The organism is Rhizobium sp. WCS2018Hpa-16, from assembly GCF_031843705.1.
Taxonomy (GTDB): domain Bacteria; phylum Pseudomonadota; class Alphaproteobacteria; order Rhizobiales; family Rhizobiaceae; genus Agrobacterium; species Agrobacterium tumefaciens_C.
This window is the reverse complement of sequence record NZ_JAVTIX010000001.1, coordinates 760,346-777,472: the sequence shown is the minus strand read 5'-3', so window position 1 is coordinate 777,472 and position 17,127 is coordinate 760,346. Positions and strand designations below refer to the sequence as shown.

Annotated in this window: 13 protein-coding genes; 5 read left to right on the top strand and 8 right to left on the bottom strand. The window is 56.8% G+C overall.

All coding sequences use genetic code 11. From position 1 onward, the window contains the following. Positions 1-91: 91 nt before the first annotated feature. Positions 92-2,671: a mechanosensitive ion channel family protein gene (locus RQI55_RS03900; RefSeq protein ID WP_311272146.1), complete on the top strand. Its 2,580-nt coding sequence runs from the start codon at positions 92-94 to the stop codon at positions 2,669-2,671. A gap of 167 nt (positions 2,672-2,838) precedes the next feature. Next, positions 2,839-5,352: an FAD-dependent oxidoreductase gene (locus RQI55_RS03895; protein ID WP_243255807.1), complete on the top strand. Its 2,514-nt coding sequence runs from the start codon at positions 2,839-2,841 to the stop codon at positions 5,350-5,352. Positions 5,353-5,510: 158 nt separating this feature from the next. Here the strand turns inward: RQI55_RS03895 and exoR are convergent, their stop codons facing one another. From exoR to RQI55_RS03880, 3 genes are all read right to left on the bottom strand, one after another. Beyond that, entirely contained in the window at positions 5,511-6,305 is a 795-nt protein-coding gene (gene exoR / locus RQI55_RS03890) for an exopolysaccharide production regulator ExoR (protein ID WP_042619282.1), read from the bottom strand. Between the two features lie 42 nt (positions 6,306-6,347). Further along, positions 6,348-6,593 carry a hypothetical protein gene (locus RQI55_RS03885; RefSeq protein ID WP_243255805.1) on the bottom strand — a complete coding sequence of 82 codons (246 nt, stop codon included), beginning with the start codon at positions 6,591-6,593 and terminating at the stop codon, positions 6,348-6,350. 234 nt (positions 6,594-6,827) lie between these two features. Further along, complete coding sequence (locus RQI55_RS03880) at positions 6,828-8,081, bottom strand: OmpP1/FadL family transporter (protein ID WP_409233681.1); 1,254 nt, start codon at positions 8,079-8,081, stop codon at positions 6,828-6,830. A 488-nt stretch (positions 8,082-8,569) separates the two neighbouring features. On the opposite strand from RQI55_RS03880, the gene trmFO reads away from it, so the two are divergent. Continuing rightward, positions 8,570-10,063, top strand: coding sequence for a methylenetetrahydrofolate--tRNA-(uracil(54)-C(5))-methyltransferase (FADH(2)-oxidizing) TrmFO (gene trmFO, locus RQI55_RS03875; protein ID WP_311272147.1), 1,494 nt, complete (start codon positions 8,570-8,572; stop codon positions 10,061-10,063). Here trmFO and RQI55_RS03870 read toward each other — a convergent pair. The 5 genes from RQI55_RS03870 to yajC all read right to left on the bottom strand — a co-directional run bounded on the left by RQI55_RS03870 (position 10,012) and on the right by yajC (position 14,851). Continuing rightward, the gene (locus tag RQI55_RS03870) at positions 10,012-10,509 is read right to left on the bottom strand and encodes a hypothetical protein (protein ID WP_243255801.1); all 498 of its coding nucleotides are present in this window, start codon (positions 10,507-10,509) and stop codon (positions 10,012-10,014) included. The genes trmFO and RQI55_RS03870 overlap by 52 nt on opposite strands. A 108-nt stretch (positions 10,510-10,617) precedes the next feature. Beyond that, positions 10,618-11,466 (bottom strand): phytoene/squalene synthase family protein, encoded by an 849-nt coding sequence (locus tag RQI55_RS03865; protein WP_243255799.1) that lies wholly within the window; start codon positions 11,464-11,466, stop codon positions 10,618-10,620. 14 nt (positions 11,467-11,480) lie between these two features. Next, positions 11,481-11,873, bottom strand: a complete 393-nt coding sequence (locus RQI55_RS03860; RefSeq protein WP_243255797.1) for an Mth938-like domain-containing protein — start codon at positions 11,871-11,873, stop codon at positions 11,481-11,483. Further along, positions 11,873-14,431 carry a protein translocase subunit SecDF gene (gene secDF / locus RQI55_RS03855; protein WP_243255795.1) on the bottom strand — a complete coding sequence of 853 codons (2,559 nt, stop codon included), beginning with the start codon at positions 14,429-14,431 and terminating at the stop codon, positions 11,873-11,875. Before secDF ends, RQI55_RS03860 begins: the two co-directional genes overlap by 1 nt. Positions 14,432-14,494: 63 nt before the next feature. Next, the gene (gene yajC / locus RQI55_RS03850; RefSeq protein ID WP_042619276.1) at positions 14,495-14,851 is read right to left on the bottom strand and encodes a preprotein translocase subunit YajC; all 357 of its coding nucleotides are present in this window, start codon (positions 14,849-14,851) and stop codon (positions 14,495-14,497) included. A gap of 233 nt (positions 14,852-15,084) precedes the next feature. Here yajC and RQI55_RS03845 point away from each other — a divergent pair, with 233 nt between their 5' ends. Then, positions 15,085-15,957: an ATP-binding protein gene (locus tag RQI55_RS03845; protein ID WP_192066963.1), complete on the top strand. Its 873-nt coding sequence runs from the start codon at positions 15,085-15,087 to the stop codon at positions 15,955-15,957. Positions 15,958-16,138: 181 nt separating this feature from the next. Continuing rightward, entirely contained in the window at positions 16,139-17,038 is a 900-nt protein-coding gene (locus tag RQI55_RS03840) for a PhnA-like protein (RefSeq protein WP_243255792.1), read from the top strand. The last annotated feature ends 89 nt before the right edge of the window (positions 17,039-17,127 follow it).

The following is a 17,127-nucleotide window of genomic DNA, read 5'->3' as shown; positions in this document are numbered from 1 at the left end:
TCCGCGCTAATTCTGCGGTAGGTTCTTGATACACCAAATATGCCGACTATTTTGACCGCATGATTTGGCCGACTTTAAAAGGGCACTCTTGATGATGTTTTCGATAAGGCTGGAACGGTGGTTTCCGGCGCTGATGTTGCTGATAGCCACTTCGATAGTGGCATCATCCGCCGCTTTTGCGCAGGCGCCAGCTCAAACAGCCCCAGTGGAACCGCTCCCTATCGTTGAGCAGTCCAAGACCGACCTCGACAAGTCGAGAGCGACCATGGCGCAGATCAACCAGCAGATCGAGGAAGCCCGCACCGAGGACCCTCGCCTGGTCGACCTGAAAAGCAAAGCGGATGATCTTGCCGGCAATGCGGCCAGCACGGTTGCCAGCCTGCGCAGCAGGCTTGACGAGATCAATGCGCGCATCAATTCCCTTGGCGCGCCACCGAAGGAAGGTCAGCCGCCAGAAGCAAGCGTGGTAACGGATGAGCGAACTCGCCTGAACTCGGAAAAATCCCAGATCAATGCGGTTCTGGGTGAGGCCGAAGCCGTTGCGGGCCACGCAACACAACTTTCCAACAACATCACCTCGATTCGCCGCTCTCTTTTCGCCGCTACCCTGTTCAAGCGCACGGAAATTTCGCCCTCTGTCCTCAGCGAGGCTGGCCAGGAATTTCTCGGCGAGATTTCAGCCGTGAGCAGCTCGCTCTCGGGCTGGGCAATTTTCGTGTGGAATTACAAGCGTGTGTCCATGTTTGGCGCGGTGTCGCTGTCTGCGGTGGCAGCGTTGCTGTTTCTGGTTGGCGGATACCGCCTGCTGGGCCACAGAATGGAGCGCCGCGCCTTTTCGGGTGAGCCATCCTATCTGCGCCGCCTGTCGGTCGCCTTCTGGTCCACGATGATCCAGTCATCGTCCGTGTTCCTGCTGATGGTCACCTCGGCCTTCCTGCTGGATAATTTCGGAGTTCTGAGGCCCGACATTGCGCCCATCGTTTTCGTGGCGATGACGGTTCTCGCCTTCTGCTATTTCGTGTCCCGACTGACCTATGCGATTTTTGCGCCGAACCATCCGGAATGGCGTCTGCTGCATGTGTCCAATCGCGGCGCGCGCACACTCTCTGCCGCCGTACTGTTCATGTCGCTCGTCAATGGTCTCGATTATCTTTTCGGCACCATCAGCGAGACGCTGAACTCGCCTTTGATTCTGACGGTCGCAAAAAGCTTCGTTGCCTCCATCATCATCGGCTCCATTCTTCTGGCCATGTCGTTCCTCAAGCCGATGATCGGCAAGGATGAGGACGCAGAAACCGGTCGTCAGCGCCTTCCCCTCTGGCTTTCAATCCTGCTGGCCATGGGCGGGCTTCTGCTGATCGGTGCCTGCCTGACAGGCTATGTCGGCCTCGCACGCTTCCTCGCCACTCAGATCGTCGCAACCGGCGCCGTTCTTGCAACGGTTTATATCGGCATCCTCTCAGGCAAGGCCATTGCCAAACAGGGTGCCTTTGCCGAAACGCTCGTCGGCCGCCATCTTGGCAGACGGTTCAAACTGGGCCCGGTCGCGCTGGATCAGGCAGGCCTTGCCGCCGGACTCGGCATTTACGGCATCGCGCTTTCCTTCGGCGTTCCCCTCATCCTGTTTTCATGGGGCTTCCAGCCGGGCGATATCGAAAATTGGGCTTACCGTCTGCTGACGGGCTTCACCATCGGCAACACGTCCATCTCCCTCATCAGCATATTCAGCGGCATTCTGGTCTTTGCCGTTGGCTATGCCATAACACGCTGGTTCCAGCGCTGGCTGGACCGCAACGTCATGGCTCGCGGACAGGTGGACGCTGGCGTCCGCAACTCGGTTGGCACCGGTATTGGCTATCTCGGAATCGTCTTCGCCGCCATATTCGGCATTTCATCTGCGGGTCTTGATCTTTCCAGCCTGGCACTTGTGGCCTCCGCCCTGTCTGTCGGTATCGGTTTTGGCTTGCAGAACATCGTTTCGAACTTCGTGTCGGGCCTCATTCTGCTCGTCGAGCGGCCTTTCAAGGTGGGCGACTGGGTTGTAACCGGCACTGTGGAAGGCACCGTCAAGCGCCTGTCTGTTCGCGCTACCGAGATCGAAACCTTCAGAGGCCAGTCGATCATCGTTCCGAACTCGGAATTCATCAATTCCTCTGTCGGAAACTGGACCCACAGAAACCGCATCCAGCGTGCTGAAATCCCCGTTTCTGTGGCCTATGAAACAGACCCGCAGCAGGTCATGGATATTTTGCTGGAACTGGTGAAGAAGCAGACGCCGGTCCTGCGCAATCCTGAACCGCATGTGGAGTTTCTGCGATTCGGGGATTTCTCGCTGGATTTCGAGTTGCGCTTCCACCTGTCAGACCTCAATCACGGCCTGACGGTGAAGAACAATCTGCGCATGGAAATCCTCAAGCGTTTCCGCCAGGAGGGAATCACCATTCCCATGCCGCAGCGCAATTTGAACATCCACGTCGAGGGTGAAACAAATCCGCAAATGCTCGCAGCGCTGCTGGCCGAAGAGGGCGAAAAGGCAGTTGTGTCCCATACAGCAGCGGCAGCCGCACCCAAGCAGGACATGCCAAAGGCACTGGACGAGAGCGATGCAGACACCGCGAAAGAGCCCAAGATCGAGGCATCCAAGCCATCTGCGCGCAACAGAGCGGGCTGACGCACTCAGCGCTTGAAAATCGTCAAAAGGCTCGCCGTCGCGGCGAGCCTTTTGCATGTCGTAATCAGGCGTTTGAGCAACGATGCGACATTGCATAGTCTGGCCCATATTGGTTTGAAAAGGCTCACACATAAGCGGGCCATTATGCCTCAAGGGGAACTTGCATCATGAAGACACATGCGCGGGCGGTGGTAATCGGTGGCGGCGTTGTCGGTGTGTCGACGCTCTATCATCTGGCCAAAAAAGGCTGGGGCGATTCTGTGCTGATCGAGCGCAAGGAACTGACCTCAGGCTCCACATGGCACGCAGCCGGTCTTCTGCCGCTGTTCAACATGAGCTACTCCGTGGGGCAGATCCACAAATACTCGGTCAAGTTCTATGAGGAGCTTCAGGAAGAAACCGGCATGAATGTCGGCTTTTCCAAGGTCTCCAACATCCGCCTCGCCCGCACCAAGGACCGCTGGGACGAGTACATGTATTATGCGGGCATTGCCGAAACCATCGGCGTCAACGTCAAGATGCTGACGCCGGAAGAGGTCAAGGAAATCTGGCCGCTCTGCGAAACGGATGGACTTCTGGGCGCCATTCAGCACCCTGACGATGGATATATCCAGCCCGCAGACCTGACGCAGGCGCTAGCCAAGGGCGCGCGCGACAAGGGCGCAACCATCTATCGCAACACCACCGTCACCGCGCTGGAACAGCTTGAGAATGGTCACTGGAAGGTGACAACCGACAAGGGCGAAATCATCGCCGAACACGTCATCTCCTGCACCGGCAACTTTGCCCGCAAAACGGGCGAGATGGTCGGCATCAACATCCCCGTCATCCCCGTCGAGCACCAATATATCGTCACAGAGCCGCACCCGGCCATTCTGGAGCGCCGCCAGCAGGGCCTGCCAGAAATGGGTGTTCTTCGCGAATCCGATAGCGCCTGGTACATGCGCGAAGAAGCGGGCGGCCTCATTCTCGGACCTTATGAGGTGGGCGCGCCCGTCTGTTATGTCGATGGTCCTTCGGACCAGAGCGAATATGAGCTGTTTCAGGAAGAGCTAGACCGCCTCATGCCCCATATCGAAGCCGCCATTGCCCGTGTTCCAGCTTTTGGCGAAGTGGGAATCAAGAAGGTCTATAATGGCGCAATCGCCTACACGCCCGATGGTAACCCCATCGTCGGCCCTGCCCCGGGCTTGAAGAACTTCTGGCTGAACGAAGGTCACTCCTTCGGCATCACCGCTGCCGGTGGCGCAGGCTGGCAACTTGCGGAATGGATCGTAGAAGGCGAACCGACCCTCGACCTCATGGGCGTCGATCCGCGTCGATTCGGCCCTTATGCGACCGAAGGCTACCTCATTGCGAAAAACGAGGAAGCCTACGCCAACGTCTTCACCATGCATTATCCCGATGAAGAGCGCGCCGCCGCCCGTCCGCTCAAGACGACACCGATCTATGATCGCCTGAAAAAGCTCGGCGGTGTCTTTGGCAGCGTCTATGGCTGGGAACGCGCCAACTGGTTCGTGCCGGATGGTTACGCGCTGAAGCCAGAGGAACTCGGCGTCGGTGCCGATGTCATCACCAACCACAACCACGCGCCCGCGCTGGAAGATGGCCGCATCGTTGAAAAATGGTCGTTCCGCCGCTCCAACTATTTCGAGCATGTCGGCAACGAGGTCAAACACGTCAACGAACATGTCGGCGTGCTGGATATGTCTGCCTTCGCCAAGATGGAGGTTTCAGGCCCCGGAGCGCGGCAGTGGCTCGAATCCATCCTCGCCAATGCCATCCCGAAGAAGCGTGGTCGCATCGCGCTGACGCACCTTCTCACCAAGGATGGCGGCGTGAAGGCCGAGTTCACGGTTTATGAGTGGGCGCCCGGCCGGTTCTACCTCGTTTCTGCTGGGGGCCTGGAAAACCACGACCACGATGTGCTGCGCCGCCTCGCACCATCAGATGGCTCCGTCATCCTGCAGCCCATCACCCAGAAATACGGCGTTCTGGCACTGGCTGGCCCCAAGTCGCGCGCGGTCTTGCAAAAGCTCACCCGCACCAGCCTCGACAACAAGGACTTCCCATGGCTCACCGCCAAGGAAATTTCTGTCGGCGTTGCCACTGCCCACGCGCTGCGCGTCAACTTCGTTGGCGAACTCGGCTGGGAGCTGCACCACCCGATCGAGATGCAGGCCTACATCTTCGACCGCCTGATGGAAGCTGGAGCCGAATTCGGGATCAAGCCCTTCGGCATTCGCGCCATGGTCTCCATGTCGCTGGAAAAATCCTACCGCAACATGGGCCGCGAACTCTCGGTCGAATACAATGCCTATACGTCGGGACTCGACCGCTTCATCAAGCCGGAAAAGCAGTTTATCGGCCGCGATGCCGTGGTTGCTGGCAAGGAAAAGGGCTTGGGCTGGATCTTCTCCACGCTCGTCGTCACCGGCAACACCACGGTGGATGCACGCGGATCAGAAGCCATCTACAATGCGGCTGGCGATGTCGTCGGACGCGCGACATCAGGCGGCTTTGGCTGGCGCATCGGCAAATCGCTGGCGCTTGCCATGCTGTCACCTGCCGAAGCGAAGATCGGATCAAAGCTGAAGATCAAGATTCTCGGCGATCTCTATGATGCGGAAGTGGTGGGTGAAAGCCCGTTCGACCCTGACAACGCCGTCCTGAGGGCCTGACAGGCCGCACGACAACCCTTGAAAACCTCACCCCGGCCTCGTGCCGGGGTTCGTCTGTCGGGTCAAATCAGGCGCAAGCAAAAGCATTGCGGGCACCACCGCGCGCAGGCTCATCCATATCGTCAATGAAGAATTTGGTCCTGAGCAAGCTCAACAGATCAATCAGCGTTTCCAGATGAGATATTCTGCGCCAGCGAGATCGCTATGCGCCGGTCATCTTCCGCCGCAACAGAAAACGCCTGTTCCTGCAGGTTCTGGATCCATTTGCAGTTGATCGACGAACACTTGTCCAGCGCAGCGGTCATGAACGCCAAGCCGCGCACGGTCTGACCTTCCTGAAACAGCAGGTTTCCAAAAATGGACATGGCTCCTGCATGGCCATGCTTGCGGGCCTGGTTCAGCCACTTCTTGGCCTGCTGCGCATCGGCACGTCCGCCCTCGCCCGCCAATATCATCTGCGCCAGCTCAAACTGGGCTTCGGCAACGCCGAATGTGGAAGCAACCTGGAAGTAGAGCTGGCGCGCCTGCGAAAGATCGCTCTTCACAGGGCTGCCGGGAATGCCATGGCGGTAATAATCGGCGAGAGACAGCAATGCGTTGACGAAAAACCCGGTGTCTTCAGAGCCCGGCTCCACGCCCTGGCTCGCAATCTCGCTGTAAATCTTGAAAGCCTCGAAGTCATTCTTCGCAACACCATCGCCATAGGCGTACATGTTGGCGAGTGCCCAGCGCGAGCCCGTATGACCCTTTTCCGCCGCGTAGCGATATGCTTCGACAGCGTCGTCCTTTTTGCCGCTTTTGTAAGACTTGAAGCCGAATTTGAACAGGTCAAACGGACCCGATTCCTTGGTAACGCCCGAATTGATATCAAAAGCTGCAGCAGGCATTGCCAGCGCTGCAAGCAACAAACCCGCCCATAGCGGCTTCAAAACATTGATGTCACATTTCAGCATTTAAACGGACTTCTCTCACTCTTCCCGGGGTATAGCGAATACTCACGCAATACTGCAAAGACAATTCACACCAGGCTGCGATTTTCGAACACACTGCGTCTTTCCAGCCGCACTTTTTAAGGTGCTGCCGGTCTGCTTCTGCGTCTGTAGGTCGGTGTGTGCACGAAATGAGATATAAGCGCCGTTTCCGGCAATATAACGGCGTTTGACCGCCGCAATCATAGTCTCCAGCAAGGCCACGAAATCAATTCGTGCGTTTACTTGCTTAGACACTGAATCCACTTTCATTTTCACATTAACCACTTCAGCAGAGCCTGTTTAAAAGCCCGCATATTCTTCCGTTTCCCGCGTCCCTGAAGACAAGCAAGCAACTTGTTTGTGGCGGGAAATGGACAAATAGGACGGCTTTCTGACGCAACGTGAAGGTTGCAGAAATATGTTGCTAAATCGTCACAATATTGCAGACAGGCAACAAAAAACCCGGCCTCGAAAGACCGGGTTTCGGAATGGCTAAAGCAGTGATTAGAACTTGACCTTAAGCGATGTCGAAACAGCCGCCACCAGGTCGTTACCGAAGGTGTACGAGGCTTCATTACCGTAGACTTGACCGTTGATGGTAGTCCGGCCAGAGGAACCACTTGTGAGAACGCCTAGAGCACCAGCAAGACGCAGCTCGACATTTTCGGTAGGTGAGTAGGAAACACCTGTACCCAGCGTCCATGTGTCTGTCTGAGTGCCAAAGCCCTGAGAAGTTCCACGGTCCCATGTCACGGTAACAGCACCGCTCCATTGATCATTAAACTTGTGACCTACGCCGCCGGAGATAGTCCAACCGTCGCGGTAACCCAGATCGAGAGAGGTGGCGGGGGTTGCTCCACAGATAGCAACACCTGCCGTCGAGCAATAAAATGGAATCTTCGAAAACTGACTCCAGTCAGTCCATTTAACCGAACCGAGAGCGAGCCACCCTGGAGCGATACCGCTTTGAAATTTAAACTCCAAAGAGTCTGGCATAGCTTGCGAACCGAAAACAGGCACCACTGGCCGATTCACAGCTGCGACTTGCGAAAGGTTGAGTGTTCCAGTGATATCGTCCAGCTTCACTTCGCTGTTATATACCAAGCTTGCACGAAGAGCATATTCAGGAATCTCGTAAGCAACACCTGCACGCCATCCCCAGCCATCACCTTCCAAGTCTAGGCGACCAACGCCAGTTCCAGCTCCTACCAAGTTAGCAGGCAAAACCTGGCGCTCTTTGAACCCGGAGAGTTCTTGGTAGAATCCACCACCAATGAACCTCAACTGGCCCTGTCCCACATCAAACTTGTAAGAACATGTAAGACCGTAATTGTCGCTCTTGACCTTTGTTTCAATATTTTCGTTGGCACCCGCCCAGTTTGCGCCTGGCTTTGTGTGCGCTCCCCATGGTTGAGAATAATCCACCAAGCAGTCGACAGCGTCTCCAAAACCCGCTTTCAATCCGACTCTTGGAACCCAATAATTTTCGCTATCGTCAGTAGAGGAGGATAGATTATTGTTGTTACCGTTCTGACCGGCCGCAGGATTCAGGACCGTATTCGTGTCAACCGCATTCTTCACCTTGCGTTGAGGCGCAACGAACGTCGCAGTCGACTCAGCAGCAAATCTTGAGCCGTCGAAAAGCAGGTCTATATTATAGCCACCGCGCTCCAACCCGCCCGCAAATGCAGGTGACATCGATGTCAAGCCGACGGCAAAGCTCAAAGCACCACTTAGAATGATATGTTGTTTTGCCATGTCTCTCCCCAATCAAGGCAATGCGATGGAAAGACCGTGCAATGCTTTGATAAAAAAGACAATCTGTCGCATGGCAGCCATGCGTTTTTGCAGTGCAAAAATAATTTACGTAAAATGCTGAACAACTCAAAGGCAAGCGAAAATCTCGTAAATTTATTCTCATTCTGCGCTACATTAGCCAATCATATTAGAACAATATGCTTTATCTCTTATCAACTGTGACCGTGTGACAACATCCGGGGTTTTCGCGTCTAAGGCCTTATTTACACGACCTTCGCCTTAGGGTGGCAGCGAATAAACACCCTCTGTTAAATTGCAAGCCCGTGCAGACAGCATCGCCACACCAACGACATGCGGAAAATGTTTGGCGACATTCCGCTCTCGTGGTACTGCAACGGCACATTCGCCTCCTGAAAATGGCAGGCTATCCATCAAACAAACATATCTGCCACAACGCACGTCGTGCTGCATGGCGGTGCGGGTGCGTTATGCAAGACAAGTCCTATTCCCCCATTCACGTCATCGGTGGCGGCCTTGCAGGTTCTGAAGCTGCCTGGCAGATCGCTCAGTCGGGCGTGCCTGTCATGATGCATGAAATGCGCGGCGTGCGTGGCACGGATGCCCATAAGGGCACCGCGCTTGCCGAACTGGTCTGCTCCAATTCATTCCGCTCCGATGATGCGACGGCCAATGCTGTCGGCGTCATCCATGCTGAAATGCGACTTGCCGGCTCGCTGATCATGGCCTGCGCGGATGAGCACAAGGTGCCAGCCGGCAGCGCGCTAGCGGTGGATCGCGATGGCTTTGCCGAGGCTGTCACGGCGAAACTCGAAGCCCATCCGCTGATTACCATCATCCGCGAGGAAATCTCCGGCCTGCCACCGCAGGAATGGGACAACACCATCATCGCCACCGGCCCGCTCACCTCACCAGCCCTTGCAGCCTCCATTCAAGCGGAAACGGGTGAGGATGCGCTGGCCTTCTTCGATGCCATCGCCCCAATCATTCACCGCGATAGTATCAACATGGATATTTGCTGGTACCAATCGCGCTACGATAAGGTCGGTCCCGGCGGCAATGGCAAAGACTACATCAACTGCCCGCTGGACGAACAACAATACCATGCCTTCATAGACGCTCTCATCGCGGGCGATACGGTTGGTTTCAAGGAGTGGGAAGGCACGCCCTATTTCGATGGCTGCCTGCCCATCGAGATCATGGCTGAACGCGGGCGCGAAACGCTTCGCCACGGCCCCATGAAGCCCATGGGCTTGACCAATTCGCACAACCCCACTGTCAAGGCCTATGCCGTCGTCCAGCTGCGGCAGGATAATGCGCTCGGCACGCTCTATAATATGGTGGGTTTCCAGACGAAGCTGAAATACGGCACGCAGGCCGATATCTTCCGCATGATTCCAGGCCTCGAAAACGCAGAGTTTGCACGTCTCGGCGGCCTCCACCGCAACACCTATATCGATTCGCCACGCCTGCTGGATCCATCCCTGCGGCTGAAGTCACGCCCATCCGTGCGGTTTGCAGGCCAGATCACCGGCTGCGAAGGTTATGTCGAAAGCGCGTCGATTGGCTTGCTAACAGGCCGTTTTGCCAGTGCAGAGCGCAAGGGCGAACCCGTCAGCCTTCCTCCGGCCACAACCGCACTCGGCTCCCTGCTTAGCCACATCACCGGTGGACATCTGTCGAGCGATGAGGAGCCGGGCAAGCGTTCCTTCCAGCCGATGAATATCAACTTCGGACTTTTCCCGGAACTTGAGCCAGGTTCGATCGTCAAGCCGGAAGGCGTCAAACGCTTCCGTGGCAAGGACAAGACCATTATGAAGCGTCATTTGATGGCCAGACGCGCCCTCACAGATTGCGCCTCATGGCTCGGCGTCCCCGCGCCTATCTTCGCAGAACCGGAAACGGCCTCTGCTCAGGTGGAAACAGGCGGCGACACCTTGGTATCGGATGCCTCAGCGGCCTGATCCGTAGCAGGTTCCGGCTCTGTGGCCGGGACCGCTTCCAGCATGCTTCCCAGCAGCCATAGGGACACTTCTGCGGCCTCCTTCACCGTCTTGAAACGGTAGGCGCCACTATATTTCGGCTTGTCCAGAAACGATACGACAAACCCGTCGCCGGTTTCCAGATGCTCGACCTGAATGCATTCGGGATCGAGCAACATGCAGACATGGTGTTTGCCCATGTTGCGCATGAAGCCAGCCTTGTTGTCGTGAAGGCGCACAAAAACCGCATTACCATCAGCGGTCATATGCAGGCTGCGGATAGCTTCATTCGGAAAGGCGCGAGCAAAATCGAGAATGGCTTGGCCCGGATCGTGCAGGTCATCCTCGTCCGGGTTACGCTTCAGGCGCAAGAAATAAAGGCCCAACATGGCCAAAGGAAAGAGGACGATCAGAATTGTAGGGCTCATCGATGTCTCTCCATACGGCTGCTCTCGTCGTCCCGGCTCAGGCGTTCTTCGCAATATCATCACATAGTGGTCAAGCCTTGCGCGAATATGGACTGGGCGGACCTATGATCAGAAGCGACGGGTGAACGACGCCTTTGCAAGCTGCCACTGGCGGCGAAACTGCGATGACAGGATATCCTGCGTCAAGAGCGCCACCCCGGCCCTGCGCGCCCTGACGATAACACCGCCTGACAGTGCAACGGGAATAAAGGCTGGAAAAACCGCCTTAGGAATGGGCGCAAGCCGCGCTTTATCCAGATGACCCTGTGCGTGAACGCAGAAGATCTCGATGGCAGCACCGATCCGCGCCTTGTCCTGACCTTCCAGAAACGTCTCGCGGTCCAGCCCGGCAGCAGACAGCATGTCGAGGGGTATAAAGACCTGCCCCCTGCTGGCGTGCAGTGGCATCAACAACAGCATGCCAGCCATGGCCTGTGCCACGCCAGCGTGGCCTGCGGCCTCCGCATTGCCAGTTGCATCTTCTGGCGAAAGCACGATGCTGGCAAGCTGGATCAGGGCAGACGCCGTTTCCCCGGCATAGCCTTCCAGTGCGTTGCGATCGGTGAAAGGATCGTCATAAAGATCGAAAATCCGGGCTTCGATCATGTTGATCAGCGTTTGGCGCGGAAGCTTGTGCGTCTCGATGGCGTCCAGAAGCGCGGCAGCAACCGGGTTGGCAAGGCTTTCACCGTGGGGCTTGCCCTCGAGCAGATCGCGCCACCATTGCATGCGCACCTCGCCGGGAAGCGGGTCGCGCACGAGGTCGCGAATGCGGGCAATTTCAGCGTTGAAGGCATAGAGAGCGCAGAGTGCTGCGCGCTTATCCTGAGGTGACAAAAGGCATGCCAGATACCGATCACGATCGGTATCGCGCAACATGCTCATGCACGCGTCCGTATCTGTCATGCGCTCAGCCATTGTATAAAGCTCTTTCAGCCCTCGACGGCGATCAGCGCCGCCGCAACGGCACGCGATTCCGAAAGCATGATGTTGTAAGTCCTGACCGCAGCCCCCGTGCTCATCGGATCGACGGAGATGCCAGCTTCCTTCAAGGCGGCCCGCAACTCTTTGGGTATCATCCGCATCGTATCACCCATACCAACAAGCAGAAATTCTATCTCGCTGGCCTGGGCAATGATCTGCGAAAAATGCTCGATGCTGAGCTGGCTCGGCTCATTGACGGCCCATCCGTGAATTCCCGAGGGAAGGCACAGAAGCGAACCGCGATGCGACATGTCGGCGAAACGAAAACCGCCATTGCCGTAGGCGTCTATGGGTGCCCGGCCGGGAAAATGGGCCGGGCGTATTTCGATACCAGCGGCCATCAGACGGCAGGCTTGCCGCCAATGGCATTGGCTTCGGCCTTCGCATCTTCAGGGTCGTTACCACCTGGACGAAGCTTGAAGGCAATCAGAACCGGCGCGGCGATATATACCGACGAGAAGACGCCGATACCAACACCGAAGAGCATCGCGAAGGTGAACGATCTGATGACTTCGCCACCGAAGAGGTAGAGCGACAGCAGCGCAAGCATGACGGTCAGACCGGTCAGGATCGTACGCGACAGTGTCTGGTTCAGCGAAACGTCGATAATCATCGAGAGAGGCATCTTCTTGTAGCGCCGCAGGTTTTCGCGAATACGGTCATAGATGACGACCGTATCGTTGAGCGAGTAACCGATGATCGTCAGAATGGCCGCGATACTGGTCAGGTTGAACTCGATGCCGAGGAACACGAACAGACCGATGGTGAAGACCACGTCATGCACCATCGAGATGATGGCGCCGAGCGCGAACTGCCATTCGAAGCGCACCCAGATATAGGCCATGATAGCGACCATGGCGAGCGCGATGCCGATGGTGGAGGTGAGCGTCAGGTCGCCGGAAACGGCGGGGCCAACCACTTCAACGCGGCGGAACTCATACTTGTCCTCAAGCTCGCCACGCACCAGCGTGATCGCAGATTGTTCGGCATTCTCGCCGCCTTCCTGCGCCTGAATGCGGATCAACACATCCTGAGGCGTTCCAAAGCCCTGCGCCTGAACTTCGCCCAGGTTCAACTGGCTGAGACGATCACGGATATCAGCGATATCGGCATCACCCTGCTTGGCCTTGACCTCGACAACCGAGCCGCCCTGGAAATCGATGCCCAGGTTGAGACCCTTGGTTGCGAAGCCACCGACGCAAGCCAGCATGAGCACGCCGCTCAGGATGAAGACGTAGCGGCGGTAACGCATGAAAGGCACGTCTTTGCCGTCGAAAATCGCCGTGCGAATTCCTCTTGGCAGTGCCTTCGGACGAGTGCGGCGAACCCACACGCCGAACATCCACGCTGTCAGCGTATAGGCGGTAAAGACCGTGGTGACGATACCGACGGCAAGCGTCACGGCGAAGCCCTTGACCGGTCCTGTTCCCATGTAGAACAGAACGCTGGCAACGATCAGCGTCGTGATGTTGGCATCCATGATGGTCGCGAAAGCGCGGGTAAAGCCGCTTTCCAGCGATGAAATCAGCGGCTTGCCGCTTCTTACCTCTTCACGAATACGCTCATAGATCAGAACGTTCGAGTCAACGGCCATACCTATGGTCAGAACGATACCGGCAATACCCGGCAAGGTCAGCGTCGAACCGATGATACTCAACACGGCCAGAAGCATGACGATGTTGACGATCAGCGCGATGTTCGCCAGCAGGCCGAAGAAGCCGTAGAAGATGAACATAAAGATGACGACGGCGGCGGCACCGATGGCGCTAGCCATCAAACCGGCATTGATCGAGTCGCTACCAAGGCTTGGGCCCACGGTGCGCTCTTCAACAACCGTCAGCGTTGCCGGAAGTGCACCGGCACGCAGGAGAACGGCGAGGTCGTTAGCGCCCTCAACCGAGAAGTTACCGGAAATCTGGCCGGAACCGCCAATGATAGGCTCGCGGATGACGGGTGCGGAGATCACCTGATTGTCGAGAATGATGGCGAATGGCTTGCCGACATTCTGCTGGGTGGCCTGCGCAAAGCGCTGTGCACCACGGCTGTCGAAACGGAAGGTAACGACCGGCTCATTGTTCTGCTGGTTAAAGCTGGCCTGCGAATCAACGAGGTTGTCGCCGGAAACAAGCGCACGGCGCTCCACCAGATATGGAACCGGTGGGTCATCCTGCGAATAAAGCACTTCTGATGTTGCTGGCGGGCGACCATTCATCGCTTCCTGCACCGGCATGGACGTATCGACCATGCGGAAGGACAGTTTCGCGGTCTGGTTCAACAGCGATTTCAAACGCTGTGGATCTTGCAGACCCGGAACCTGAACGATGATGCGGTCGCTGCCCTGACGCTGGATCAGAGGCTCTGTCGTGCCGACTTCGTCCACGCGGCGGCGAACGACTTCGATGGACTGGGAAACCGCAGACGACAGGCGATAAGCGATGCCGTCATCGGTCAGATTGAGGCGCAGAACATTTTCGCCCACATCCGTCATCGTCACTTCGGTGATCGATGTGCCAACCAGCGTGCCGGATGAAACCGGCAGAGTCAGGTCACGCAATGCCGTTTTGGCGGCTTCGTACTGGGCTGGATCGGTAATGCGAACCTGCACCTGCTGGCCGTTACCAGCAAGGCCCGAATAGCGAATATTGGCATCACGCAACTGGGTGCGCACATCACCCACGATGGTCTCGAGACGTTCCTTCACAATGTCGGAACGCTCGATCTTGAGCATGATGTGGGAGCCACCCTGAAGGTCGAGACCGAGAGTTACTTTATTATCCTTGTACCAGTTCGGCATGCCCTCCAATTGCTTGTCGGTAAACAGGTTTGGAGAAGCGATAAACACGCTTATAAGCACGACCAGCCAGATGAAGGCTGTTTTCCAGCGGGAAAAATGAAGCATTGAGGTCTCGGTCAAGTTTGGGTGTCAGAACCCAGGTTGCGGATGCCGCAACCTGCTTGTCATTTACTTTGCGTTGGCAGGAGCTTCGGTCTTGACCGGCTCACCCTTGACGCGGACTTCAGCGATGTAGGTGCGCGATGCGCGAACCTTGACGCCTTCGGCAATTTCGACTTCCAGCTCGTTGTCGTCGATAACCTTGGTTACCTTGCCAACGATGCCGCCGCCCAGAACAACCTGGTCACCACGGCGAATGGCCGTGAGTGTTTCCTGACGCTTCTTCAACTGCGCGCGCTGTGGACGGATCAGGAAGAAGTACCAGACCACCATGAGTGGGGCGAACAGGAAAAGCATTTCAAGGCCGGACCCGAATGCAGATGGTGCGCCTGCCGCATCCTGGGCAAAAGCTTGGCTAATGAACATAAAGAACTCCTCAGATTATTCGGGCGCAGTCTTAGCCACTGGCCGGCTTTTCAAGCCGCCGGAATATAGTTGTGATCGCCCGGAATGCAACAGACACAGGCGATACGCAGTACCGTTTCCACGCCTCATAACCTTTCAAGAAGGTAAACACCATGCTACCCCGCAGAAATTCTAGTGTTATGCCGTCCTCATATGGTGGATTGCGCAACAACAATTATTCGGGAGACGTTGAGATGACGCCGGAAGAAACCAACCTCGCCTTGCTGGCTGAAGTGCGTCGCCTGGCCGCTGCGGTTGAGCGTCTGGCAGGCCCCGCGCCAGCGGTCAATGATTGGTCCAGCGCTGATTGCTTCGTCTGGATACCCGCAAACAGCTGGCTTCAGCCGGTGGCACGGCCAAACCGTATCGCCCTGCAACTCATTCGCGGCGTAGATCATGTGCGCGATATTCTCCACGAAAACACGTTGCGCTTTGCTCAGGGCTTTGCCGCCAACAATGTGCTGCTGTGGGGCGCACGCGGCATGGGCAAATCATCGCTGGTCAAAGCTGTTCACGAAGATGTCAGGGCCGCGGGCGATGTGTCGCTGAAACTCGTGGAAGTCCACCGCGAAGACATCCACACCCTTCCCGCCTTGATGGACATTCTCAAGCGCGCAGACCATCGCATCATTCTCTTCTGCGACGACCTTTCCTTCGACCATGATGATACGGCGTATAAATCGCTCAAGGCAGCGCTTGATGGCGGCATTGAAGGCAGGCCTGACAATGTGCTGTTTTACGCAACATCCAACCGCCGCCACCTGCTGCCACGCCACATGATGGAGAATGAGCAGTCCACCGCCATCAATCCGTCTGAAGCGGTTGAGGAAAAAGTCTCCCTTTCGGATCGCTTCGGCCTCTGGCTCGGCTTCCACAAGTGCAGCCAGGACGACTACCTTGCCATGATCGATGGCTATGCCGACCATTTCGACCTGGGGCTGCCGAAAGACACCCTCCACCACGAAGCGCTGGAATGGGCAACGACGCGCGGTGGCCGCTCTGGCCGCGTCGCCTGGCAATATATTCAGGACGCCGCAGGACGGTTGAGAAAGCCACTCAACAGATGATCTTCCAGCCAGTTCAGACTTGGCATGAACAGTCACTATCGCGTCCCATGTAAAAAGAAAGACCGGCGCGCAACAGCGCCAATCCATTTCAATTAGTATTTCATACAATACTCAGGAACAAAGAGATCACGACATCGTTCTGAGCAGGCGCGAAAACCGCGCTACGTTACCGGAGAGCGAAATGACTGATCAGACCAGATACGCAACAACAACCGCAGGCGTTCACGCCCCTGTATCCCGCGAACCTATTGCCAATGTTTCCTGGGGCAGCATCTTTGCCGGTGTTGCTATTGCACTTTCCCTGCACCTTTTGCTGAACCTTCTGGGTCTGGCCATCGGCGCTGGCGTTATCGATCCAGCGCAAAATGACACGCCGACCGCATCATCGCTCTCCATGGGTTCGGTCATCTGGGTCATCGTCAGCGGCATCATTGCAGCCTTCGTCGGCGCTTATGTCGCCAGCCGCCTGTCCGGTCGCGTGGTTCGCTCCACCGGCGCACTTCACGGCCTCACATCCTGGGCGGTCACAACGCTTGTTGTGTTTTATCTGCTCAGCACATCGGTTGGCGCGCTGGTTGGCGGTGCATTCACCGGCGTCACAAGCGTCTTCTCTGGTGCAGGCTCCACGGTCGCAACAGCAGCGACGGCTGCGGCCCCTGCCCTCGCCAACGCAAATGATCCTGTCTCCAGCATCGAACAGAGCATTCGTGAAGCAAGCGGCGGCAACGATCCACAGGCCTTGCGTGATGCAGCCGTCAGCGCCATGCGTGCCACTTTGACCGGTGATCAGTCTCAGGCCGCCGATGCACGCAACCGTGCAGCCGAAGCGCTGGCCCGTGCGCAGAACATTCCCGTAGAGCAGGCCCGTACGCAGGTTACGGATTACGAAAACCAGTACAAACAAGCCATGGAACAGGCAAAGAAAACCGCAACTGAAGCCGCACAGGCAACCGCGACAGGTGTTTCTGCCGCATCCTACGTTGCCTTCGGCGCCCTGTTGATTGGCGCAATTGCCGCTCTCTTCGGTGGCAATATTGGCGCTGCCCATACGGAACGCCGCCGCGAAACCGTCATCGCTTAAGCGATGTGACATCAAGGAAAGAGATGCCCGCCTCATCGCGGGCATTTTCTTGAATCACAGATGAGCAATAAAAAATGCCCGCAAACCTG